This window comes from Pseudarthrobacter sp. lyk4-40-TYG-27 (assembly GCF_030209295.1).
In the GTDB taxonomy this organism is placed as follows: Bacteria; Actinomycetota; Actinomycetes; order Actinomycetales; family Micrococcaceae; genus Arthrobacter.
In genome coordinates this window covers 57699-80552 of the sequence record NZ_JARVSH010000006.1, presented here as the reverse complement: position 1 = coordinate 80552, position 22854 = coordinate 57699, and the positions used below count along the sequence as shown (strand labels likewise).

The following is a 22854-nucleotide window of genomic DNA, read 5'->3' as shown; positions in this document are numbered from 1 at the left end:
CAGTCCGCAATGGCTATTTGTATCGCCTCCTCCCCTCGGGCAAAATTCCGCTGATGGGGGTGTCCGGGACAGGGGTTTCGTAACCCGGGCAAGCAGTTGGACTTCTCAAGTTGCCGCATCCAACGGGACTCATGTTGTCAGGCTGCCGTGATTGGGGAAAGCCCGTCTAATCATGAGCTTGCTTGCGCTCACACAAATATCCGGGTTCCATGAAGGGATGGATATCTATAGCAGTGAACCAACGTCCGAGACTGTTGCCAGCGGCGGTTTGGCGGGGCTGGTCGCTACAGGAGTGATGAGCGCGCTGCTCGTTGCCGCCGATGTCACCGGCATGATGAATTACGAGCCGCCCCGGAAAATCATCGATAAGTTCCTTCCCCGGTTTCCAGTACCGCTCAGGGACGCGGCTGCTGTCCTTGCCCATTTTGGGTATGGGGCGGCCGGTGGATGTCTTTATGCCGTGGTACGCAGGAAGCAGGCCACCTCGGGCGCGGGCCTCGCCTATGGTGCACTTGTGTGGGCGGTGGGGTACGAGGGTTGGCTGCCGGCGATGGGAATATTGCCCCCTGCGCACCGGGACAAGGCCGGCAGGGCGGTGACGATGCTGGCCGCCCATCTGCTTTACGGCGCCGTGCTGGGCAAAGCCCTTGGCAGGCGGGTCCTGGCGGAGCGTGTCCCTGCTGAGCTTGGTGGCGCGTCCGCGCCTTCAGGCAATGTGTACCCCCTTGACCTTCCGTCCCGGCTACCGGATTCGTACGTCTCCTACCTTGCCGCCAAGGATCCTGCCTTCACCGCGACAGTGCTGCCGGTCCTGGAACAGTCGGCAGCAACGGAGGAACATGGCGTTCACGTGCGTTTCGTCCCCGGAGGGGTGCAGGCACTCGTAGATCCCGCCGTTCCCTATCCTCAGGTCACCGAAGGCGTTGACTAGGACCAATTCGGCGGGTTCTGTCGTCCCGGCCGTCTGGGTGCTGCCGACCGCCGCGTTCAGCGCAACATTGATGGCGGCGGTGTGGGGAACCGGTGGCCTGGATATTGCGGCGCTGCGGCGTTCATGAGGCGGGCCCATTGGGTGCCGGCGATGTTAGCCCCGTCCAGTCCGGTGTAGTACGTTCCGTTGATGGTGATGTTCTCGTTCGCCCACTTTGGTCCGAATCCCTTGTAGCTGCCGAACCAGGAGGCGGTCGAGATGCCCGTGGTAGCCCCTACCGTCCATGTCTGGGTGTGGCCGTCGGTGGTGCCGGTTTTGGCGAAGATATCTTGTTCCTTGCCCACGGGGATGTTGTAGCCCGAGCCCTTGGTGAGCACGGGTTTAAGGGCATATGTGACGCCCGCGGCGACGTCCGACTTGATGGTCCGCCGGCAGTCGGCTGCCGGCATCGGATAGTTGCGGCCGTCGGGGCCGGTGGCGGACTCCAGTGCTACCGGCTTGCAGTGGACTCCGTTTGCGGCGAACGTAGCATAAGCGTTCGCCATGTCCAGTGGTGCGACGTCCTGGGTACCGATCAGGCTCGCGATGCTGGAGAGGTCGTAGGGCTTGTTGGTGTGGCCGTTCTTGATTCCGGCGGCCGTGGCCATTTTTTGGATGTTGCAAAAGTCCAACCGGGCCGCTGACTGGAACGTGATGGTGTTGATTGATTGGTACAGGCCCTGAAGGACACTCATCCGGTAGTAGTGGTAGGGGTCGTCGTTGGGCAGGGGAGTCTGGCCCAGGGCTGGATCGTAGGAGCCGGTTGTCGTGCCGCAGCTGTTTTTCCACGGATAACCGGCTTTGTAGATGCGGACCGAGCCGTCCAGTATTGTGGCCATGGACCGGCCGGAGTTCAGCCACTCGGCGAACACGAACGGTTTCATGGTGGATCCAATCTGGAAGCCGCCCGCTCCGTGAAGCGGATTGCCGTTGCTGTCCTTCTCGGGAAGGGTGAGGTTGCCTGTGTAGTGTCCGGGTCCTGGGGTCGGGTCGTAGATGGTGTTTTGGGCCATGGTCAGGATTTTGCCGGTGCCGGGTTCAACGCTGACAAGGGCGGCGCCGCGTTGCAGGGGGTCTGTTGCGGGCAGTGAGGCGTTGACCTGTTCCTGGGCGGTCTTTTGCAGGTCCGGGTCCAGCGTGGTGCGGATGGTCAGTCCGCCTTCGTAGAGGAGCCTGTGCCGGGCTGCCTCGTCTGTTCCGAAGGCGGGATCGTTGAGGATCAGCCGTTGGATGTAGTCACAGAAATAGGGTGCGGTCGCAGCGGCGCAGCCCTGTTGGGTGTGTTGGACGTCCAAGGCCAAGGGTGATGCCGTAGCTTTGTCGTGCTGCGTGGGGGAGATATTTCCCTGCTGAAGCATTTTGTCCAGGACTTCGTTCCGCCGGGCCACCACGTGGTCTGGCTGTGTGAGGGGATCGTAGTAAGCTGGCCTGTTCACTATCCCGGCCAGTGCTGCGGCCTGGGGAAGGGTCAGAGCGTTGGCGGGCACTCCGAAATATGTTTTCGCTGCCGCCTGAACTCCGTAGGCCCCATTGCCAAAATAGACGAGATTCAGGTAACCCTGCAGGATCTGGTCTTTGGAGTATTTCTCCTCAAGCCCGATGGCAAGCTTCATTTCCCGAAGCTTGTCGCCGATGCTTCGGGAGGCGTCTGTCTTAGCGACGTCTGCGCTGCTGCTGCCGGGTGCAGATGACAGGATGAGGACGTTCTTGATGTACTGCTGGGTGATTGTCGATGCGCCCTGCCTGCCGCCCCGGGCGTTCACGAAGAGCGCGCGAAGGATGCCGGTGGGATCAATTCCGCCGTGGTCGTAGAAACGTGCGTCTTCGATCGCCACGATCCCGTCCCGGATGAACGGTGACATCTGTTCCAGGTCCACCGGGGCCCGGTTCTGGGCGTAAAAAGTGGCGATGACCGACCCGTTTTTCGCCAGGACCCGGGATTTCCTGGCCGGCGGCTCCAGCTCCAGATTCGAGGGGAGTTGATCAAAGAACCTAATGGATGCCCCTGCCGCCGTCGAGCTCAACGCGGCCGCCGGGGCCAGGAGTCCGGCGACCAGGAAGCCGCCGATAACGGCGGCGGCGATAAAGGCCCCGGCTTTCTTCCACAGAATGTCTTTGATCAGCATGCAAGACTTCCTTCGTTCGTATCGCACGCCAGAGGTAAGGCTATTAAGCCCTGCCGGGGCATGCCAAGAGGCGGTCGAAACGCCGCTGCGGTTTAGGACGCACCTTTCGAATAGTTACCAATTAGCAAATAACCCTATCGCCCCATTGCCCGTGCCGGCGCCGTGAGTGGTTACAGGAGTGCAACGATGCAGCAGGAAGGGAGCGAGGCGCGGACAATTGATTGCTTGTTCGCAAGTGATGGGCCAGACTTGTTTAAGGCCTCTTCATTAGGGGACGGACATGCCAGGAGCTGCCGAGCAGGCTGGGTCCTGTCGGCATGACCGGGCGAGACGCAGCTTGCGGGGAGACAGACGTGGATTTGCGACTCATTATCGAAACCAGCGGGCGGTACCTGGACTTTGCGGGAGTGGCCGTCATGGTCATCGGCGCCGTGGTCTCCGTGCCGCTGGCTGTACGCCGCCGAAACCTCGAGGAAGGCAGCCGTCCCCTAAACCGGTCGCTCTACCGGGAATACCGGCAGTTGCTGGGGCGGTCCATCCTTCTTGGCCTTGAACTCCTGGTCGCCGCAGACATCATTCGCACCGTGGCCGTGACGCCCACCTTTACCAGTGTCGGCGTCCTGTCGGTGATCGTGGTCATCCGGACATTCCTAAGCTTCTCTCTGGAGCTGGAAATCACCGGACGGTGGCCATGGCAAAAAGACACCGAGCCGGTTCCCGCCTCCGGCTCAGCCTGAGATGAGGCGTCGATGTCCGCAATATCTACTTTCGTCGCCGGCACCACCTGCCGGCACGGGGCCGGCGCGGCTCCGTCCTCGATCCGGCACAGGACCCGCGGGCGTACTGCGCGCCCGCAGCCACATTTTTTAGGTGGGAAGCATGAGCGGCCAGAATCTCGACGACGACTTTCAGCGGCTGTACGGGCTGGTCATGGAATCAGCGGGCATCAAGCACTATCTGGATGCCAGGACGGGCGTTGGCGTCTCGAGGATGAGCCAGCTAACCGGCGAACGGGCGAGCCCTTGCTTTCCCGCCCGGCGTAATTAGACGATCCACTCCTTCACAGGCAGGGGCGCTACCGGCCGGCGAGGGGCGGCCATCCCACCACCGACATATCCCAGAGAGGCCACAATGCATACAAGATCCACCGGCGCCGAGGTCAAAACAGGCCGTGATGAGTCATGAAACAACGCGGGACGGAAGGCCTGAAAGCAATGTCAATCGATCCCCAGCTTCTTCGGATGCTCACAACGCACACCCATTGCGGCGAGCCAATGACGACATCACGCCAGGGACCCCTTGGAGAATGCCGCACCAGCACCGTCCACGACGTTGTCATCACCTACAGTTGCGCCTGCGGCTTCAGGTTTGATCAGCCAATCAATTCACAGCACCACGATAAGGACCTCCCATGAAACCCGCCCGAAGCATCACAGAGTTCTTCCGCCTGATCCCGGCCCTGGCGATATCAGCGGCTGTGTTGACCGGCTGCTACCACTCCTCTGAAGGAGATCGCGACCCCATTGCCCTCGGCGCGGACCTGAACTTCTCGGGACTGCAATTGCGGAGCGTCCTGATCGTGACGTCCGGGCAGAGCGAACCCGGGCGCGTCCTGGGAACGATCTTCAATACGACCGCTACGGACATACAAATGGTCCTTGCCGACTCCGATGAACAACATCCAGTGAAGATCCCCGCTCTGGGACACGTCGAGTTTGACCAGTCACGTCTGATCTTCAACAGCACGCAGGAGCCGCCCGGTGCCCGTACCGATCTACTGGTAACAGTGAAAGGGCAACAGGCCTCAATCAACGTGCCCATCCAGAACGGAACCTTTGACCAGTACCGGCCGTACATTCCATCTCCAAGCCCATCCCGCTGACGTCCAGCGGACCCGAAGACCAGTACCAGTCAGCGCACATGGGACCATCGACACCGCGGCGCCGCGGAGCGTCGAGCACCCCGAACAACCACTCACCAAGATGCGAATCTCAGAAAAGCACAACTTCCACCGCCTCCCGAGGGGGCGGAAGTCTTCATCCTGAGGTCATGCCTTCAGCGAGCTGCCAGGCAGTGACCGTTGCGTTTACGCAATTAGTGCGGTTGAATAAAACTACCTAGTTCTTCCTGGCAACCCGGAAAATCCAGGCGGGCGGGGTGCGAATGCTTCTCACCAGCCAAAACGGTGCTGCCGGAACAGTTTCAGAGGCGCAAGGGGCCCGCTTCCTTGGGGGCTCTCAAGAAGGAGTAACCCCATGAAATGCTTCAGGATTTGCCCGGCAGCTGCAGTGACGGCAGCGGCACTCGCCTTGGCTGGGTGCACCGGGAATTCCACGCCAACATCCAGCTCCTCCGCAGCATCATCGACGGTTTCCGTTCCAGCGGCTGCCCCGCCGGCAAGTGGGGGACTGCCTGCGGTTCCGGGCGTGGTCAAGGAAGTTGAACCGTCAGTCGTGACGATCCGCACAGATATCGGCCTCGGCAGCGGAGTCATCTACCACAGCGACGGATCCATCGTCACCGACGCCCACGTCGTCGAGAACGAGCAGAAACAGCCCTTCAAGAACGTTCAGGTGCAGTTCGCCGACGGCTCGCAGTCCCAAGGCACCGTCCTGGGCGTGGACGATGTCACGGACGTTGGCGTCATCAAGGTCGACCGCAATGGCCTTCCGGCAGCCAAATTCGCTTCTTCCGATCCGGAAGTGGGCTCAATGACCGTTGTGATCGGAAGTCCTTTGGGGTTGGAGGAAACAGTCACCGCAGGAATCGTGTCCAGTCTGCACCGGAACATGCCGCCTTCCAAGGAATCTCCACACGGAGCCATCGACCTACTGCAAACCGATGCCCCCATTTCTCCCGGTAACTCCGGCGGGGCAGTAGCAGACTCCTCCGGACAGGTCATCGGACTATCCGAGGCGTACCTGCCACCCAGCTCCGGCGCGGTTGCAATCGGGTTTGTCACCCCATCTTCCACGGTTACCGTCGTTGCCGACCAACTCCTGGCCCGTGGAGCGGTCAAACACGCTGCGCTTGGTGTCGTGCCCACGGATATCACACCGCAACTGGCCCAACGGTTCTCTCTGCCTGCTACGGCCGGAGCGTTGATCGTCAACGTTTCCCCAGGCGGTCCCGCGGAGAGCGCCGGCATGAAAGCTGGTGACATCATCACCAAATTCGCCGAAACCCAGGTTGGAAACGTTACGGACCTGCTCGTGGCCCTCAGGAAGCAGGATCCCGGACAGCAGGTCGACATCGTGGTGCAGCGCGACTCAACACCACAGACCCTGCACGTCACCCTCGGGAACCTGGCCACCGCACCCTGAGCAGCTGCTCCCTGCGGCAACGGGCCGCAACCTTACCTGGCAGCAACTCTACGGAGGCGTACTCGGCGAGACGTTTGAGTGGCTGGCACCTGCTCCTCTTGGACCCGACAATTTTGAGGAAGGGGCCGGTTCCTCGGTTACAGAAAAACGACAGGGCGTCCTGTCACGTCTGCCCGACTCCTACATCCAGTTCCTCACCGACAAAGACCCAACATTCAGGCAGGCCGTCCTGCCGGTGCTGGAAGAATCAGCCGCCGATCAGGAGCACGGGGTCCATGTCCGATACCTGCCCGACGATGTCCAGGCGCTGGTGGATGCGTACCTTGCCTACCCTGCCATCACCGAAGGTGTTGACTGGGAATTTTCAGGCCAGGGACCGATTTCGGAGTCCGGGTGGTTTCGAAGGACAGGACGCCGCGTCCTTGGCATGGCATTATCCCCTTCCGGGGCACCCCCGGGACAGGACCGAGGGCCTCAGGTGCGCTGGAACCGAGAGGGGAAGCTGGTGACGGGCGTTCAAGCCTGTTTTGGGCTCGCCGAAGCCAGTTACGTGGGGAGCTGCGGGTGGGGAGTAGTGACTGTCCGGCGAGGCGCCGTTCTGCCCGTGCCCGCCGAGTGCATCACAATTCCGTTCATCGCCACCTGTGTCCTCGCGGCCGTGGCGGTCAGTCCACTGGTCCTCCTCTCGGGCTGGATGGTTTCTGCTTCCGGCGGCCGTGCCGCTTGCTGCTCTGCCGGTGGCCGGATCCTGTAGCACCCTCCGGCACGCACTCATCGCACTGGCTGCGTCCCCTCTTGTATTTGATCAGTATCTCAACGCGTGGAGGTAAAGCTATGGAATTCCTGGATGTGGTATTCAACCGAAAAACTACAAACGGGCCGTTTCTGCCGGACAAGGTCAGCGAAGAACACCAGCAGCTGCTTGTTAGAGCCGGCGCGGCAGCGCCATCACAGTTCAACAGCCAGCCGTGGCGATTCGTCCTGATCGAGGACAGGAACACAATTGACCACATAGCCCGGATCAGCGGCACCAGCATGACCAAAGTGATGGCCGAGGGGAGCTTCTTCCGACGCTACAAAAAGTACTTTCGGTTCAGTCGCGAAGAAATGGACGAACACCGCAGCGGGATGCTCTTCGACCAGTTACCAGCCCTGCTGCGCCCGTTCGCCAAAACAGCTCTGACCTCGTCCGGGCAAGCCCTGATGAATCTGCTGCGCGTTCCCCAAACATTAGGCCAGGAGAACCGCAAACTGGTCGCCGGATCGCCACTGCTGTTGGGTGTGATGCTGGAGCGGGCCGAATACCAAGTGGGCCAACTCTCGGCATTCTATTCCGTCTTCAGCATGGGTGCAGCGGTGGAAAATCTGTGGCTGGCTACGGTGCAACTCGGCATGGGCATCCAGTTCGTTTCCTTCCCGATGGAAGTTCCCGAGAACTGGAAGCGCATCGAGGAATTGCTGCAGGTTCCCCAGGACCTCCAACTGATGGCCGTGTATCGGCTGGGTTACCTCCCGCCGGAGCAGCGCCGGCCCGTCATCGACTGGTCCAGCCGCGAACGCAAGGAGCCCTCCCAATACGTCTTTCGTGAGAAGTGCACCACGGCCCAGACAGGCTGGGACGGGCCCTCCGGCACAGGTGCCGGCAGCTAAAGGCGTTTCCGGGATGCGTTGTTGTGGGGCTCGAATTACGTGCTGTCCCGATGGCAGCCGCACGAACGGTTCGATCTCTTGATGAAGTTTCCCTGCGGGTTGATATTAACCTGCTTATCGAGGAAGGATTGGCATGGCAACTCGTGAGCATCCAGAATCGAGCACAGCAAAGGCGGCCGCGCCGGCTCCGGATGATGACCGCAAACCCGACAGCCCTACGGACCTGACCCGGCTGTTTTGGAAATATATCCTCAGGAGAACCTTTCGGGAGTTCAGTGAAGACCAATGTCCCGACCTTGCGGCCGCTTTGACCTACTACTCCGTTTTGTCTCTCTTCCCGGCGCTGCTCGCCCTGGTGTCCCTACTGGGAATCTTTGGTCAGGCTGAGAAAACGACGGGCGCCCTCCTGGCCGTCGTGAGGAACATAGCCCCCGGTTCGACGGGGGACATGATCCGTCAGCCCCTCGAGGAGCTGACCACATCACCGGCGGCAGGCTTTACCCTCATTATCGGTGTCCTAACCGCTCTTTGGACGGCCTCAGGATACGTCAGCGCCTTTGGCCGTGCCATGAACCGCATTTACGAAATAGATGAAGGCCGCGGCTTCGTCGAGTTCCGCGCGACGATGCTGGGCGTGACGGTCCTTGCCATCGTGATCGTGGCCCTGCTTGCGGCCATGCTGGTGATCACCGGCCCTTTGGCCAAAGGGATAGGCGAGGTACTGGGACTTGGCGCGCTGTTCGTGATGGTGTGGAACATCGCTAAGTGGCCAGTCATTACTATCTTGGTCATTGTGGTGATCGCCGTCCTGTACTACGCCACCCCCAACGTCCGACAGCCCAGGTTCCGCTGGTTGAGCCCCGGCTCCTTCATAGCACTGATGGTCTTCGTGCTGGCATCTCTTGCGTTCGGCTTTTATGTCGCCAACTTCGGTAGTTACAACAAGACCTACGGAGCGATCGGCGGTGTGATCATTATGCTGCTGTAGCTCTGGATCCTTAACCTCTCGCTGCTTTTTGGAGCAGAGTTCGACGCTGAGATTGAGCGCGGCCGGGAACTTCAGGCAGGCATCAAAGCCGAGGAGAGCATTCAGTTGCCACCTAGGGACACCGAGAAGAGCGAGAAGCTCCATGAGCAGGAGAAAGAGGACATTCGGCGGGGACGAAGACTACGGGAGAACCACATGCCCATCAAAAGGCAGGACGGACGCGAATAACAGCTTTCACGCGCAATGATGCCCCGAATTTCTAGCGGACATCCATCTCGATAGACACGATGTTGCGCTGACGCTGGTGGGGGCTGCCACGGCAGGGCGTAAATTGTCCGCAGTCGCGAAATTTGGGTGCTGCGGCGGCGAGGGTGGACCCATCGAGTGCGTCCTGGCGAAGAGTGTCAGGGGAGAGAATCCGTGCTCCGGACGGAACTGTTCGTTCCGGAGCATGAGGCCCGCTTTCATCAATCCTTGGCGGCAACTGGCGTTGCCTTTTGATTGCGGGCGAACCGGCGGGCGATGAGGACGTCGGTGGAGGAGTGGGACAAGATGGAAAGGACGATGACCAGGGCGACGAGATGGTAGATCTGGTCGGCACGTGCGATGCCTGATTCGAGGATGATCAGGCCATAGACGACCGAGGCAAAACCCTTGGGGCCGAACCACATCGCAGTGACTTGTTCCCCGAGACTGAGTTTGGCGCCGATGAAGGCCACCAGCAGAGCCAGGGGCCTGGCCACGATCAGGGCGAGCAGGGCGAAAACCCAGCCGGCGAAGGAGATCTCGCTGAACAGGAAGGTTGGCGTAATCAAGGCCCCGAAAACCATGATGGCGGCCAGTTTGAGCAGTTCGGTGACGAGTTCTCCGAACTGCTCAAACTCGTGGCGGAGTGCGGTGCCAAAGGTGGCCACGGTGATGCCGGCGGCGAAAGCGCCCAGAAAGAGGTTCGCATGGGTCGCCTGGCAGATCGCCAGGACCAGCAGCCCGATGGATACCGCGAGCAAGGGCTGCAGGGACTGGATGGCCTGCAGGAAGGGCAGGCGTTCGAGTCCAAGCACGATGATCGGGACGACGATTCCAACCGCGACGCCGAGGACGATTTCGACGAGGAGATCCTCGCCACGGGTGTTGCTGCCGCCGGCGGCGGCGAGCAGGATCAGCACGATCGGCAGCGCCAGGCCATCGTTGACGCCGGATTCGACATTGAGCAGGTGCCTGAGCCGGCCGGGGACTTCTTCCCTGCCGACGATCGCGGAGGCGAAGACCGGGTCCGTGGGGGCGAGGATGGCCCCGAGGAGGAAGGACTCCAGCCAGGGCATACCGACGATGTAGTGGGCGAAGACAGCGGTCAGGGCGAGCGTAAGCGGCAGGCCGAGAAGCAATGCCCTGCCGGGCAGCCGCCATGCAGTGGCCAAGTCGCGGAAGCCGACGCGCATCCCGTCCGTGAAGAGCACCGAGAACAACGCCAGTTCCGCCAACCCGCTCACGATCGGGTCACCGGAGGTGACGGGTATGACCCCCATAGCTCCGGGGCCCAGGACGAAACCCCCGACGAGGAAGAGAACGGCGGTGGACAGCACCGTTCGGTGGGCCCGCTCGGAGATCAGCACCCCGATAAGCAGCAGGACAGCGAAAGACAACAACAGTGCAGTAGCCACAGCCACCTCCCTATTCTTTTCCAAGCCTAAACTGAGCGCCGGTCGGGGAAGGGTCCGCACAAGGCGCTGGAGGAGCTATCCGATGACGCGGCCTTCCTCGGGGAGTTGGTACAGCCGGGCCCGGGAAGAGAGCGCGAGAGCCGATGCGACGGTGACCATTCCGATGCGTCCGGCGAACATGTGGACCATATGGCGCTGGGTGGCAGGTCCTGCGGGGATCCTGACCTGAATCGCCGCCGGAAGAAATTGGACAAGACACCTGACTTTCTGTGCTCCAACGGGGCTTATAGAGCAGACATTATGTAGATGGTGAGGAAGCCGATGAAGAACATCGAGCCCAGGAATGCGGTTTCGGCGTGCTCGTGGGCCTCGGTCAGCAACTCCTCAACGACGAGGTAGAGAAGTGCCGCAGCGCCGAAGGCAAGGACCAGGGCGAGGATTTGGTGACTGGCGCCGCCCAGGACAGCGGCCCCGCCCAGCGCTCCAACACCTGTGAGTAAGCCGAGACCACTGGTCGTGAGGACAGCCTTCATCCGGGACAGGCGGTGCCGAGTCAGCTCAATCGTTACGGTCAGACCAATGAAGAGTATGTCGATGGTCAGGGCGACAGTCAGGATGAGACCCTGCTTCGCGCCAAGCGCCGCGCCGAGGCCAACCAGCAGGGCGTCCAGGAGCAGATCGATTCCCACCGCCGCGAGCAAGCCCACGGGCAGCCCCGCCTCAGACGATCCCTGCTTCCGGTCAAGCCTCCGACCGACCGCGGCCAGTGTCAGCATGACGGCCGTGCCAGCAACGAACCCGACGACAGCCAACAGCAGGCTTCCTTCTTTGCGCAGGTCCGGGAGCACCTCACCAGCCAGAGCGGCCATCACCACCCGGCCGCGAAGTGCTGCACAGCACTTGTGGTTTTCGCCCCCCGGGGGGCCGGAAAATGTCGATGACCGATCCGAGGATGGCCGCCACGATAGGAAAGGCCACGAACATCGCGGCTTGGGCAATACCGGGAGCCCGCTGTGACGGTTCACTGTGTACGTGCGACAAAGATTTGCTGGAGCGAGCGGTCCGAATAGGAGACACTGAAAGGGCTTTGATTATAGTCACGGTGACCGCTTCGGAGGCAGGACAATGAGCAACGACCATCCGGATAAGGACCCTTCCAGTTTGGACAATCCCGACAATGACGATGTGACATCAAAGGAAGGCCCCACGGACAGCTATGACGGCGTAAACCCCAATCCTGCAGATGAGCCAATAACCGGCCTGGAACCCGGAGGAGGCGTTTCCCCTGGGGAGACCCCACCGGCCGCAGCGCAGACCGCTGTCGACCGGGGACGCGACTGATCGGATGCCCCGGCCCGTGGCCGGGTTAAGGCCTGCCGAAGAGGAAACTTGGGAGAGAGCGGAGAGGGAGGAAGCGATGGTGATGTTAGGAAGTGGACCTCTGCGGCGAACGCTGTTTGTTGGTGCTGCGGCCGGCGCCGCTGGGACTACTGCGCTGAACAGTTTGACCTATCTGGACATGGTGCTGCGCGGGCGCCCTGGCAGCAGCACTCCGGAAAAATCCGTCCGTAAGGTGGCGGAGGTATTCGGAATTCGCCTCCAGGGCAGCGAAAAGGAACAAGAAAACCGGGTCGCCGGTCTCGGCCCGCTGGTGGGGGTGGGCGCCGGGCTAGCCGCCGGAATTGCGGCGGCAGGACTGCGTACAGCCGGGTGGAGGCCGGGACGGACAGCCGGCACCGTAGCAGCGTCCGCGATGGCGCTGCTGGCCGGCAACGCCCCAATGATCGTGCTGCGGGTCACAGACCCGCGGCAATGGTCAGTCGCCGACTGGGCGGCGGACATAATTCCGCACCTGGCATTCGGGGCCGCCGCTGAAGCTGTGTTCCGAGGGATGGATGCCTGACTTCCAGTGCGAATGGGAGCCGCCATCGCACGTCAGTCACCAGGCACGTTGACCGGCTCGGCGCCACGGACAACGCCCTTGAAATCAGTCGTCCTACCGTGCAAGCCGGACGAGATCCAAAAACCTGAGTAAACCGCAAAGCATGTGCTCGACCAACAGTAATAAGATGCACTCAATAATGATCTTGAGTTAATGCATGCGCTTGACTGTGTCAGCCGTCCTGAATTCACAGGCCCCGACGGTGCCCGGAGCGAGGTCCGCGCCGCCCACTACCTCGTCACCACCGAATCGAGCCCCTGGGCGCCGCCCGCGAACGTATTCGAGCGGCGGGACCCGGCATTCGCATTGGATGCCGACGTCCCTAGCTTCCTTGTCGGTCATGCGCACCGCGGCCAGGGCCCAGCTGGTGAACCTGACAGCGGCCGGTGCCGCAGTCCACGTCGCTCCCGGGGTCGTTGAACGCGTCTTTGACCATGATGGAGCCGTGCGCGGCGGCCACGTAGACCAATTCGCGGTGCCCCGGTCACGTCTCCGGCGGCCCATATCCTGGGGTTGGAGCTAACGAGCGTGTTCTGGACCAGGATCTCTCCGCGGTCTCCGGTTTTGACGCCGACAGTTTCCAGGTTCATGCCGGCGGTGACAGCGCGGCGTCCGGTGGCGACCAGCAGTGTCGAGGCACGGAACTCCTCCTGGCCTCCGGCGATTGTGGCTCTGGCGATCACTTCTGCTGTGTCGGGGTCCGTGCGGACGGAAGTTACGTCCGCGCACTGACCCGCCGGACGACCTCGTCTGCGATGACTTCAGGGCCCGGGGGCTTCTGAAGTCATCTGCAGAGGCGAGGCGGGAAGGGATCAGCATGATTCCTGGGATCCGAGGCGGGCAAAGAGCTGTGCCTGTTCCAGGGCGACGTAACCACCGCCGAAGACAAGTAGGGGGTCGGGCACTTCCTCCAGTTCCATTGCGGTGGTGGAGGTCAGGTAGTCCGTGGCCGGCAGGCCTTCTACCGGTCCCCTCGTGAACCGCGACACCCGCGGCTTTATCAAAATCCTTGCCGACGGCAGCATCGGCCGGATCATGGGCATCACCGCGGTCGGCAAGGAAGCCGGTGAACTGGCAGCGGCCGGCGGCACATCCGGGAAGCCGGCATGACCGCCGAACAGGTCGCGAACCTCTGGAGCCCGCTAGTCCTTCTGTTTCATCATGGTCCGGTTGATGGACTGCGCAGCCCGCACCTGGTCGTTCAGGTCCTCAACCCTGGCTTCGAGCATTGAAATAAGTAGTGCGGGCCTGGTCAGCAAAGGCATGCTGCGAGGCCTAAAGGTCTCTATTCGCTTTCCCTGGGCTTGGTTGCATCGAAGAACCGCAGGTCGTCACTGATGTGGGCTGCGCCCACGCCAGTACCCTTCTCGCGGATGAAATCGAGATCTTCACGAGAGAGGAGAGGATCATCTGACCGTGCTCATCTACTTCGATCTGCCTAGCGGAAGTGTCTTGGATCCGGGCTGTGATCGTGTTCGGCACAAGGACGCATCCTGGATTATCGAGAAGCCACTGGCGTGTCTCTGAATCAAGCCGGTCCCACTCCTCTTTGAGCGTCATCTCCTTCAGCCCATCCTCATCATTCCCGTTGAACCCGAATCCCAAAGTCGAGGGATTCCGCTTACAGTACGTCCGGCGTCCAAGAAAAAACAGTGCTCCCACAGGTAACCCGAAAAACCGGGCACGCATCAGTCGATGGCGTGCCTGTGCTGCGCCGGGGCTCCGTGCATGGCCTTAACCGCGGCGTGACTGGTTTTGTCACCGGCACGTCTGTGTGATCTGCCTTGCCGCCAACCGTCGAACTGGGCATCCAGCTTGCGTTCGTGTTCCTTGCTGAGGGTTCCCTTGCGGAAGCTGATTCGTTGCCCGTGCAACCACGCCCCCAGCATCCGTACTCTTCGCTGGACGCTTTCTGGAGCAGGGGCCAGTCGTTACCGTCCTGCCGGTATTTAACCAGCTCGGCCAGACGGCGGTCCCAACGGGCCGTGTTCTCCTCCGCCCGCGTCAGCTGCCTGTCCCAGCCGGGAATGACGGCCAGGCCCTCACGGTATGCCGGGGAGAGGGTGCCGCGGGCCGCCGCCCTCGATCGCGTAAGGAGCCACGAGGCCAAGGCTCGTTCACGGGGCGTGTAACCACTGCTGGATGGGAGCCGGCCTTCCCTTTCATGGAAGCTGATGGTGTCGGCCGTGTTCTGCAGCCCACCTGCTGTCGCCCGGCGACAGGGCCCTTGGCCGCCTTGTGCTCGGCTTTGATGTCAGGTTCGGCCGGGGCTGCGATGCCCAGATGGTAGCGGACGGTACTGCCCTCCACGCCCGCACTAGAAGCGATCTTCGATGTCGGAATGCCATTCCGGTACATTGCCACCGACTCAGCGTTCGGTGCCTTGTGTATCGTCCGTTCCGACGGCGCAGGATGAGCTTGAGCGCCCTGTTCCTGACTCATGGCCCCCTCGGCTTATTGTTTGCGGTTCTGCCGCTGGTGGCGCACCAGCTCTCGTTGATTGCGAAAATAGTATGCCCCGACAAATGGAACCGGCCGCGAAGCTGCGGTCCTAATTGTCCATTCGTTATTCTTGTGATTGCTTTATATCATTTCGTCGAAGGCCCGCGGTTCCCCCCAACCTGCGGGCCTTCTTCATAGGCTGAGGCCTCCGCTCTGCGGACTGAAATCCAAGATTGCGGGCATGGTGGAGAGATCTTGGGGCAACCTTGAGGCGCAGAAGCGAAGATGTAGCGGCCCGTGAAGCAGATGCGGCGCTTGGCCCTGTAAGCCGACTCCTGTAGCAGCGCGGGAGTCGGCCTACGCCCGGATAGTGCGCTGTTTGTCGAGCAACAACACTGCGACGCTGCAGCACACTACTGAACTCACATCGACCCTCTTTGGGATGGCACATGCAGAGGTCGGGTTGGCTCCTGAATTTTTCCTGAGACCAGGAGCCAACCCTTGGCGGAGCTCCTCGATGAAGGCTAGAAGGAACCTCCCCAGCAAGGTAGAACACCGCCACTGCAGTACTCCCCGCTAACTACCGGCTTTCGACAAGAGCCAACGGCACGAAGGGTCCCCTTTGTCCCGCACTATTACTAGGGTCAGTTGTTCCGTCGACACAGTCCCGCGGCCCTACGACTCGCGTTGGTCCTGTCGCATCCACGCAAGCTGCTTGCTCAGCGGCCTGTTGTCGAGACCATTGATTGAAGTGCCCGTACCGCAAACGCTGCCGGAGTGATCGCGGCAGCCGCAGAGTCGCGTCGCTCATCCATGGCGCCGAGGCGGGCCGGGGTCAGCGTGTGGAGCACGTCCACTTCGCTGCCGTGAAGATGGAGCCCGCGGTTGCCCCGGGCGGTGACGGCAGGCGCTTTATCTAGGGTTAAGGACACCAATGGTGAGCAGCACGTTGGCAAACCTGCGGTTATCGCCGGTGACCACGCACAGGGCCAGATCAGTAGTTCGCGCAAGTGCATAGAAATCATGCCTCCCCACGTATGCGATAGGAATCGGGTCGGGAAGCAATTGCAGGATTTCGTGCTGGACCACTGAGGGCAGGGCGTCGGCACTTGGACTGATCAGCGTAGCCTGCTCTACAGGAATTGTGTCAAGCACAATGGTTAGGACCTCGGGAACTGTCGGCGTGCCCGATGTGAGGTTCAGATGGACCGTCTGGGCATGGCGACCCACTGCTGTTTTGGCCGGGTAGTGACCGTCGGTCAGGAGCACAGAGGAACCATGCCCGGCGGCGGCAAGGGCTGCGAGCATGTTCGGGTGTGTGAGTCTAGCGGTAATCACGCCCTTTCCCTCTCCGCTCCGGTTTGTGTCGCCTCTGCACTACGCAAAATATTGGCCTCCGTTGACGTTGACGGTGGTCCCGGTCACAAATGAGGCCTGGGGTGAAGCAAGCCAGGCTACGGCGCCGGCAACATCGGACGGGTTACCGGCCCGCTGTAGTGGGATGGAGGCGATGGTTGATGACTTGGATTCAGCTGTCGTGAAGGTGTCGTGAAACGGTGTGGCTTCGATGAAGCCGGGGGCCACGGCGTTCACTGTGATTCCCCGGGCGGCAACCTCCTTGGAGAGGCCTCTGGTGAAGCCAAAGATCGCAGCCTTCGAAGTGCCATACGCAACCGCGCCGGGGTGGCCGCCATTGTGGCCGGCCAAAGAAGCGATGTTGATGATCCTGCCCCAGCCGGTAGTCATGAAAGGCAGAGCGTAGTGGGTAACGAGAAACGTGCTGTCAAGGTTGACGGCCATGACCTTGTTCCACAGCGCGAAATCCATTTCATCGATTGATGCCCGTTCAATGAGACCGCCGGCATTGTTGACAAGTACGTCGATGCTGCCAAACCGGGTTCCGATATCGCTCAGGGCTTTCCGAACGTCAGCCTCAGAGGTGACGTCGAGTTGGACTGCCGTGAGTTCCCTGCCCGAGGCCTCCTTGACTTCCCGGGCCAACTCCTCGTCGGGGTGGTGGGTGAAGTAGGTGATCGCCACGTTGGCGCCGGAGCGGGCAAGCTCGAGGGAAATTTCTCTTCCAATGCCGATTCCTCCGCCAGTGACCAGGACGTTCTTGTTGGTGAGTAAAAGTGCCATTCAGGTAATCTCCATATCAGTCGGTAAGCCCATCGGGGGCGTGTTCCCGCCGAACGAGCGCTATTGGGGAAAGTGGAACAGGAAGGGGGGGCTCAACCGGTGGCCGTGCCAGCGCGGTCGCTGGATGCCCTGACGATGAGGTGGGTGTCAACGGTGACAGACTCCGGGGTGTCATACCTGTCGTTGTTCTCGAGCCTGCCGATGAGACGCATGGCACCCATACGCCCGATAAGCTCTACTTGTTGGGCGACCACGGACAGTGGCGGCTCAAGGTTTCTTGTCCAAATGAGATCGTCGTACCCGATCAGGGCCACGTCCGACGGTATTCGCTGACCCAGTTCCTTAAGAGCCGACAGGGCGCCAATAGCCATGTACTGATTCATCGCGAAGATCGCGTCCGGGGGGTGTTGCAGGGTCATGAGCTTTAGGGTTTCCTGGTAGCCGTGCTGCTCACTGTCGCCGCTTTCACTGGGCGCGCCCACTCGGATTAGTTCGGGGTCAAGGGTCCTTCCCGCTGCCAGGATCCCGGTACGGAATCCATCCATGCGGTCCTTCTCCGACTCGCTGACCAGAGGAAGTGCGAGAACCGCGATGCGCTGGGCTCCCTGGCCAATCAGATGGTTCACAGCATCCAGCGATCCTTTGAAGTTTCCTGACCGTATGACGTCGCATCCGCTGACCCCGCTGAGCCCGTGAAGAAGCAGAACCACTGGCTTCCCTGCATCGGCGAACAGCTTGAGGGTGTCCAGCGTTTCACTGGCAGGCACCACCAGAAGGCCGTCCACCTGTGAATCGAACATCAGCTCGATCGCCTGCTCCTCCCATGTCGCCTGCATCTCCGTATTCGAGAAGAGGACAGCGAAGCCGTGCTCGTGCAAAACGTCAGCAGCCGACTTGAGAAGCAGCGGAGCAATGGGGCTCAGGATGGTCGGCATGACGATGCCGATGGTCTTTGTCTGCCGGGTACTGAGGCCACGGGCGAGCCGATTGGGCCGGTAGCCGCTGCGTTTGATGGCCTCGTTTACCCGACGGGCAGTCTCCGCGCTGACAAAACGGGTCTGGTTGATGACAGCGGAGACGGTCGCGACGGAGACGCCAGCTTCGACGGCCACTGCCCGGATCGTGGGCACAGGGTTTTTACCGTTCATAATGGTCATCATCCCAGCCCTAAAGCATGGGGCAGTGCCAGAGTCAGCCAGGGTATGAAAATGATCCCGATGAGTACTGCGACGATCGCCACGAGATACTTGATCATGGGCCGGGCAACCTTTTCCATCGGCACACCCCCAATGGCGCACGCCGTGTAAAGGCCTACTCCTAATGGTGGCGAGAACAGCCCGAGACCCATGGCCAGAATAAGCAGAATCCCGAACTGAAGCTCATTCACGCCGAGCTGAACAGCAATTGGCAGCAACAAGGGACCGAAGATAATCAATGCCGGAGCACCCTCCAGGACAGAGCCCATCACGACTAGCATCGCCGTGCAGACCAACAGGAACAACCACGTTCCTTGCGCATGGGCGAGTCCGACGAGGAACTGCGCCATGGCCTGAGGGACCTGCTGGGCCGTAAGTACGTAGGTGACAGCCTGGGCTGCTGCGACGATAAACAAGATCATTCCGGACAGGGAAGCGGAGCGTACGAGGAATGATGCGGTCATGCCCAATTTCATTTCCCGAAAAATGAGGCCGCCGACTACGAAAGCATAGACGACCGCGAAAGCAGCGACTTCTGTTGGGGTGGCAATTCCTCCGAGGATGCCGCCGAAGATGATCACGATCATAACCAGGGCTGTTGATGCCCCGGCGACCAGCTTCAAAATCTGCGATCCGCTTCGTCGCGGCACAAAAGCGCCTGCGCCCAGCTTGGCAGCGTCGCCAATACTCGGTGCCGTGGCGACAGCTACAACCAGCAGGGCAATGCCAATGACAGCGGCCGGCACAACACCGGCCACGAACAGGCCACCGATGGAGAGGTTGGCTACGTAGCCCAGGATAATCATGTTGATGCAAGGCGGAATCGTTTCCCCCATCACGGCCGTGGCGGCCAGCAGCGCCACGGCGTCCTTATCATCCTGACCTGCCTTCCGGATGGCCGGCAATAGGGTCGTCCCGACCGCCGCAACGTCCGCGCTTTTCGACCCCGAGATCCCGGAGAAGAGTGCCATCGCACCGATCATCACAATCCGGAGGCCGCCACGGGAGCGCCCCGCACCAAGCAACAGCAGATCAATAAGCCTCTTGGACATGCCATTGATTTCCATAACCAAGCCTGCCAAGACAAAAAACGGAATCGCGAGCAGCACCCCGTTGGAAATCCCGGACTCCATTTGCTGGGCAAAAAGGGCGATTGGTACACCACCGCCGGTCCAGAAGAACAACAGGGCACCCAGGCAAAGCGCGAACGCGATCGGCACGCCAATGATCAGCGCCGCGGCAAACCCCACCAACAACACCACAATCGGCAACGGCGCGAAGCCCGGAAGAAGGTACACCCAAAGCATCCAGATTCCAGCAAGCGCAACAAGTACGCCAGCTGAGCTCAGCAGTGCCCGCACCCTGAGGCGAACCAGATCCACGACGGCGAATACTGCCATTACGACGCCACTGATCAGAACGGGATAGAAGTTGAGATATTCCGGGAGCCCGCTGGACATCGTCTGACCCGCCACTGCGCCGATAATGGCCCTGCTTGACCAGCACAGCGCCACAGCGACGATCACCACAATCCAGGCGATCAGCCCCTCATTGACCTCCCCGACCCAGCCGTGCAGCCGATCTCGAAGCGCGGCTACGCCCAGGTGCTCACCCCGTGCCAAGGCCAATGCGCCGCCGAAAAACCCGATAGTCACCAGCATCGTTCCGCTGACCTCGCCAGCCCAGGCGAGGGGGTTGTTGAAGAAATAACGCGAGATGACAGAGATAAAGACCACGACCAGGCTTGCTACCAGGGCAAGCGAAGCGGCTATTGCGATCGCCACTTCCAACCCTCTGGCGAAACGGCCCCTGGCCATCGGCAAGACCGGACCCAGTACGCCTCCAGGACGGTCCACGGATGGATCCGGCGAAGCAGCCAAACTTGCGTGCATGTGCTCTTCGGAGGGTCCCATGTTATGACTGCTTCAGGATCTCATCCAGAATCGGCTTGGCCTCCGGATTGTCGCTGGTGAACTTTTCCCACAGAGGCTTAACCAGGTTCTTGAATTCTGCCTTGTCCACCTTGGTCACGGCCACGCCTTGGGCTTGGAGGTCAGTCATGGCCTTCTTTTCAGCGTCTACTGCCTGGGTCCGTTGGAAGGCTGTGGCCTCCTTGGCCGCACTCATGAAGCCATCGCGATGCTCGGTTGGGATCTTGTCCATTGTCGTGGCGGCAACGACCACGGTGAGTGGGTTGAAAATATGCTCCGTCAGCGCGAGGTGCTTAGCCGTCTCGTACCATTTATTCTGCAGAATCGTCGGGGCATCGTGCCCAAGCCCGTCAATCAGGCCGGTCTGCAAGGAAGTGTAGACCTCCGTCGTGGGCAAGGGGGTTGCAACAGCACCCATGAGATTGACCGTGGCGATCACCTGCGGGGCCTGCAGGGTGCGGATCTTCATCCCGTGCAGATCGCCGGGCCCGGCCACGGCGTTTTTGGTCATCATGTTCCTGGCGCCAAAATTGTATGCCCAGCCAACGATCTGCGCCCCGCCTTTGGCCTTGAGTATCCCGGACAGCTGATCTCCCGCCCCGGAGTCCAATGCCTTTCCAACACCGTCCCAGCTGTTGAAAATATAGCCCATGTCCAACACTCCGAACTCTGGTGCAACTTGAGACCAGATGGACGAGCCCGAGATCATCATGTCTGCAGCCCCAAGTTTCAGTTGCTGAACCATTTTCGCCTCATCGCCCAGTTGGCTGTCGGGGAAATAATCGACCGTTACGGCGTCGCCGACCTTGTCCTTTAGCAGCGTCTGGAACTTGGTGAACCACGTGCTGTGAGCGTTGCCGGGCTGGCCCGACATTGAGGACGACATCTTGAGCTTCAGCTGCTCCTTTGCACTGCCTGCACCTCCTCCGCATGCCGACAGGAGCGGCACCGCTGCCGCACTCAACAACACCCCCGACCCCAACTTCAGTATCGAACGCCTGGAAGTCATGTACTCACCCATCGCAGATCTCCTTTGTTCTTTTGATTGGCGACAGCCGCAGAGGACGACGTTCCCACAGCGCTGCGTAACCGGTTACGTCACAATCTTGGTGCTAGATTGCGGATACAAGGCACGAAAGGTGGGATATTTTCTGCACTTTGCGCTTCCTGTGTCTACGCGCCAAGGGAAAAGTATGTGATTCATCCCATAATAGCTAACCGGTTACGTGCTCACAAGGGGTGTGCAATTAGCAGACTAACAACGAGTCTCCGGCGGGAACATGACTCCACGAGGAACGTACCGTAGGCGGATCCTCTACCGGATGGTACGTTGTCAGGCAGCCGGCCATTGATGGGGGTGTGCTCAGGCCTCGATGCCGAAGAACGCGGCAAGTTGGTCGATGGTGAACTGATTGCGCAGTGGGCAGGCGCTGTTTTGGTTGGCAAACATGCCTTTCTGCCGGTATGCGCGCTCTCGGGTCGTGGTTGAATTCCAATTGACGGGGACGACATACTCCGCGGACTCTGTGGTGTCCTGGGGTGACCCATAGGTCCCCTGAAGGGGCAGATCGGCGAGACGGGTGGTGCCATCCAGAAGTACCTCGGCGTACCTGAAGGGCACCGCTTCGCCCGTGACCGTGCCGACGCCGACGTATCCGTACTTAGGGTCATCTACGGCTACCAAGCGACTGGCCACCTGGTCCAGGTAGAACAGGTGCTCAAGGGAAATCCTGGGACGGGAAATGTCCGCATTTTGTCTATGCCTCAGACTTGCACCGGGGGCAAGTCTTACCCAAACGGGGACCCGCTTCAGACTTCGGATCGTGTCATCATCTTCGCGACTGAGCAGGGAAGAGATTGCGTGACCGTGGAGCCTGAACAAGGGGCCCTTCCGTTTCCGAAGGGCGCGGAACTGCCTTTCAAGTAGGCTCACGTGATCACTGGTGTAACAAGGTATTGCAGCGCCTCTCCCTGGGCTTTGGTCATGCACCCCTACCTTTGCGTCAGCGTTGGAATGTCACTTCGGCGTTTTCGGATTAGCGTCAGCGGAGTGCTTAGATCAGATTGGACCCCGCGACCATGATCACTGCAGGGGTCGGCTCCATCCGGCCGGACAGTGGTTCCCTCCATTGTGATGCCGTCCAGCTGCCACGATACTTCTATTGGAGTCGCCACCTGCAAATTGTCACAGGGAACACCAAACACGACAACCATTGATCCCGTGTCCCGCTAAATCAGCGGGGCACGCGGCTGATACATTCCGCATGTAGGTCTTCACAACCAGTTCCTTGCAGGGTGGGTCATTGTCGTCGGCGCCAGGTCGTCATTACGGAGATGTCCGCGTTCCAGGCGCGAGATGGCGGAAACCCATTGGTCCGGTACCTTCAAGACCACGGCGGGGTGGGGGCGCCTAGAAGTCACCAACGGTGTAGAATGCGCCGGCAGAGAAATCATCGCCGTCGTTGGCGCGGGTATCCTCGTCGTCA

The 22854-nt window shown here is 60.8% G+C and carries 18 protein-coding genes and 3 pseudogenes; 10 read left to right on the top strand and 11 right to left on the bottom strand.

The window, feature by feature from the left end; all coding sequences use genetic code 11:
- Positions 1 to 172: 172 nt before the first annotated feature.
- Positions 173 to 931: a DUF6789 family protein gene (locus QRM96_RS12175; RefSeq protein ID WP_350224069.1), complete on the top strand. Its 759-nt coding sequence runs from the start codon at positions 173 to 175 to the stop codon at positions 929 to 931.
- Between the two features lie 56 nt (positions 932 to 987).
- Here QRM96_RS12175 and QRM96_RS12170 read toward each other — a convergent pair whose 3' ends face one another.
- Positions 988 to 3096, bottom strand: coding sequence for a transglycosylase domain-containing protein (locus tag QRM96_RS12170; RefSeq protein ID WP_285247687.1), 2109 nt, complete (start codon positions 3094 to 3096; stop codon positions 988 to 990).
- 353 nt (positions 3097 to 3449) lie between these two features.
- On the opposite strand from QRM96_RS12170, the gene QRM96_RS12165 reads away from it, so the two are divergent.
- The 6 genes and pseudogenes from QRM96_RS12165 to QRM96_RS12140 all read left to right on the top strand — a co-directional run bounded on the left by QRM96_RS12165 (position 3450) and on the right by QRM96_RS12140 (position 9285).
- On the top strand, positions 3450 to 3833 hold the full coding sequence (locus QRM96_RS12165) for a DUF1622 domain-containing protein (RefSeq protein ID WP_285247688.1): 384 nt from the start codon (positions 3450 to 3452) through the stop codon (positions 3831 to 3833).
- A 142-nt stretch (positions 3834 to 3975) separates the two neighbouring features.
- The gene (locus QRM96_RS12160) at positions 3976 to 4143 is read left to right on the top strand and encodes a hypothetical protein (RefSeq protein ID WP_285247689.1); all 168 of its coding nucleotides are present in this window, start codon (positions 3976 to 3978) and stop codon (positions 4141 to 4143) included.
- Positions 4144 to 4507: 364 nt separating this feature from the next.
- Positions 4508 to 4978, top strand: coding sequence for a hypothetical protein (locus QRM96_RS12155; RefSeq protein WP_285247690.1), 471 nt, complete (start codon positions 4508 to 4510; stop codon positions 4976 to 4978).
- Between the two features lie 571 nt (positions 4979 to 5549).
- Positions 5550 to 6419, top strand: a complete 870-nt coding sequence (locus QRM96_RS12150) for a S1C family serine protease (protein ID WP_285247691.1) — start codon at positions 5550 to 5552, stop codon at positions 6417 to 6419.
- 834 nt (positions 6420 to 7253) lie between these two features.
- Positions 7254 to 8069 (top strand): nitroreductase family protein, encoded by an 816-nt coding sequence (locus QRM96_RS12145; RefSeq protein ID WP_285247692.1) that lies wholly within the window; start codon positions 7254 to 7256, stop codon positions 8067 to 8069.
- Positions 8070 to 8202: 133 nt separating this feature from the next.
- A pseudogene (locus QRM96_RS12140) lies at positions 8203 to 9285 on the top strand (YihY/virulence factor BrkB family protein).
- A gap of 239 nt (positions 9286 to 9524) precedes the next feature.
- Here QRM96_RS12140 and QRM96_RS12135 read toward each other — a convergent pair.
- Positions 9525 to 10718 (bottom strand): cation:proton antiporter, encoded by a 1194-nt coding sequence (locus QRM96_RS12135; RefSeq protein ID WP_285247693.1) that lies wholly within the window; start codon positions 10716 to 10718, stop codon positions 9525 to 9527.
- Positions 10719 to 11002: 284 nt separating this feature from the next.
- Positions 11003 to 11530: a ZIP family metal transporter gene (locus tag QRM96_RS12130; protein WP_285247694.1), complete on the bottom strand. Its 528-nt coding sequence runs from the start codon at positions 11528 to 11530 to the stop codon at positions 11003 to 11005.
- Positions 11531 to 11843: 313 nt separating this feature from the next.
- Between QRM96_RS12130 and QRM96_RS12125 the strand changes: the two genes are divergently transcribed.
- Positions 11844 to 12059, top strand: a complete 216-nt coding sequence (locus tag QRM96_RS12125) for a DUF6480 family protein (RefSeq protein WP_285247695.1) — start codon at positions 11844 to 11846, stop codon at positions 12057 to 12059.
- 163 nt (positions 12060 to 12222) lie between these two features.
- The gene (locus tag QRM96_RS12120) at positions 12223 to 12621 is read left to right on the top strand and encodes a hypothetical protein (RefSeq protein ID WP_285247696.1); all 399 of its coding nucleotides are present in this window, start codon (positions 12223 to 12225) and stop codon (positions 12619 to 12621) included.
- 377 nt (positions 12622 to 12998) lie between these two features.
- Here the strand turns inward: QRM96_RS12120 and QRM96_RS21020 are convergent.
- A pseudogene (locus tag QRM96_RS21020) lies at positions 12999 to 13580 on the bottom strand (FAD-dependent oxidoreductase).
- Positions 13581 to 13632: 52 nt separating this feature from the next.
- Here QRM96_RS21020 and QRM96_RS12105 point away from each other — a divergent pair.
- Positions 13633 to 13814 (top strand): annotated as a pseudogene (locus tag QRM96_RS12105) (oxidoreductase dimerization domain-containing protein); the annotation flags it as partial.
- Here QRM96_RS12105 and QRM96_RS12100 read toward each other — a convergent pair.
- The 7 genes from QRM96_RS12100 to QRM96_RS12070 form a co-directional block, all read right to left on the bottom strand.
- Complete coding sequence (locus QRM96_RS12100) at positions 13803 to 13925, bottom strand: hypothetical protein (protein WP_285247766.1); 123 nt, start codon at positions 13923 to 13925, stop codon at positions 13803 to 13805. The pseudogene QRM96_RS12105 and the gene QRM96_RS12100 overlap by 12 nt on opposite strands.
- A 2089-nt stretch (positions 13926 to 16014) precedes the next feature.
- Positions 16015 to 16440 carry an RbsD/FucU domain-containing protein gene (locus QRM96_RS12095; protein WP_285247698.1) on the bottom strand — a complete coding sequence of 142 codons (426 nt, stop codon included), beginning with the start codon at positions 16438 to 16440 and terminating at the stop codon, positions 16015 to 16017.
- A 39-nt stretch (positions 16441 to 16479) separates the two neighbouring features.
- Entirely contained in the window at positions 16480 to 17241 is a 762-nt protein-coding gene (locus tag QRM96_RS12090) for an SDR family NAD(P)-dependent oxidoreductase (RefSeq protein WP_285247699.1), read from the bottom strand.
- 92 nt (positions 17242 to 17333) lie between these two features.
- Complete coding sequence (locus tag QRM96_RS12085; protein WP_285319844.1) at positions 17334 to 18401, bottom strand: LacI family DNA-binding transcriptional regulator; 1068 nt, start codon at positions 18399 to 18401, stop codon at positions 17334 to 17336.
- Entirely contained in the window at positions 18398 to 20221 is a 1824-nt protein-coding gene (locus QRM96_RS12080; protein ID WP_285247701.1) for a TRAP transporter large permease subunit, read from the bottom strand. The genes QRM96_RS12085 and QRM96_RS12080 overlap by 4 nt, the downstream gene beginning before the upstream one ends.
- Before the next feature lie 130 nt (positions 20222 to 20351).
- Complete coding sequence (locus QRM96_RS12075; protein WP_285247702.1) at positions 20352 to 21389, bottom strand: TRAP transporter substrate-binding protein; 1038 nt, start codon at positions 21387 to 21389, stop codon at positions 20352 to 20354.
- Positions 21390 to 21731: 342 nt separating this feature from the next.
- A complete protein-coding gene (locus QRM96_RS12070; RefSeq protein WP_285247703.1) occupies positions 21732 to 22052 on the bottom strand; it encodes a DUF8606 domain-containing protein in 321 nt (106 codons plus the stop codon).
- Positions 22053 to 22854: the final 802 nt, after the last annotated feature.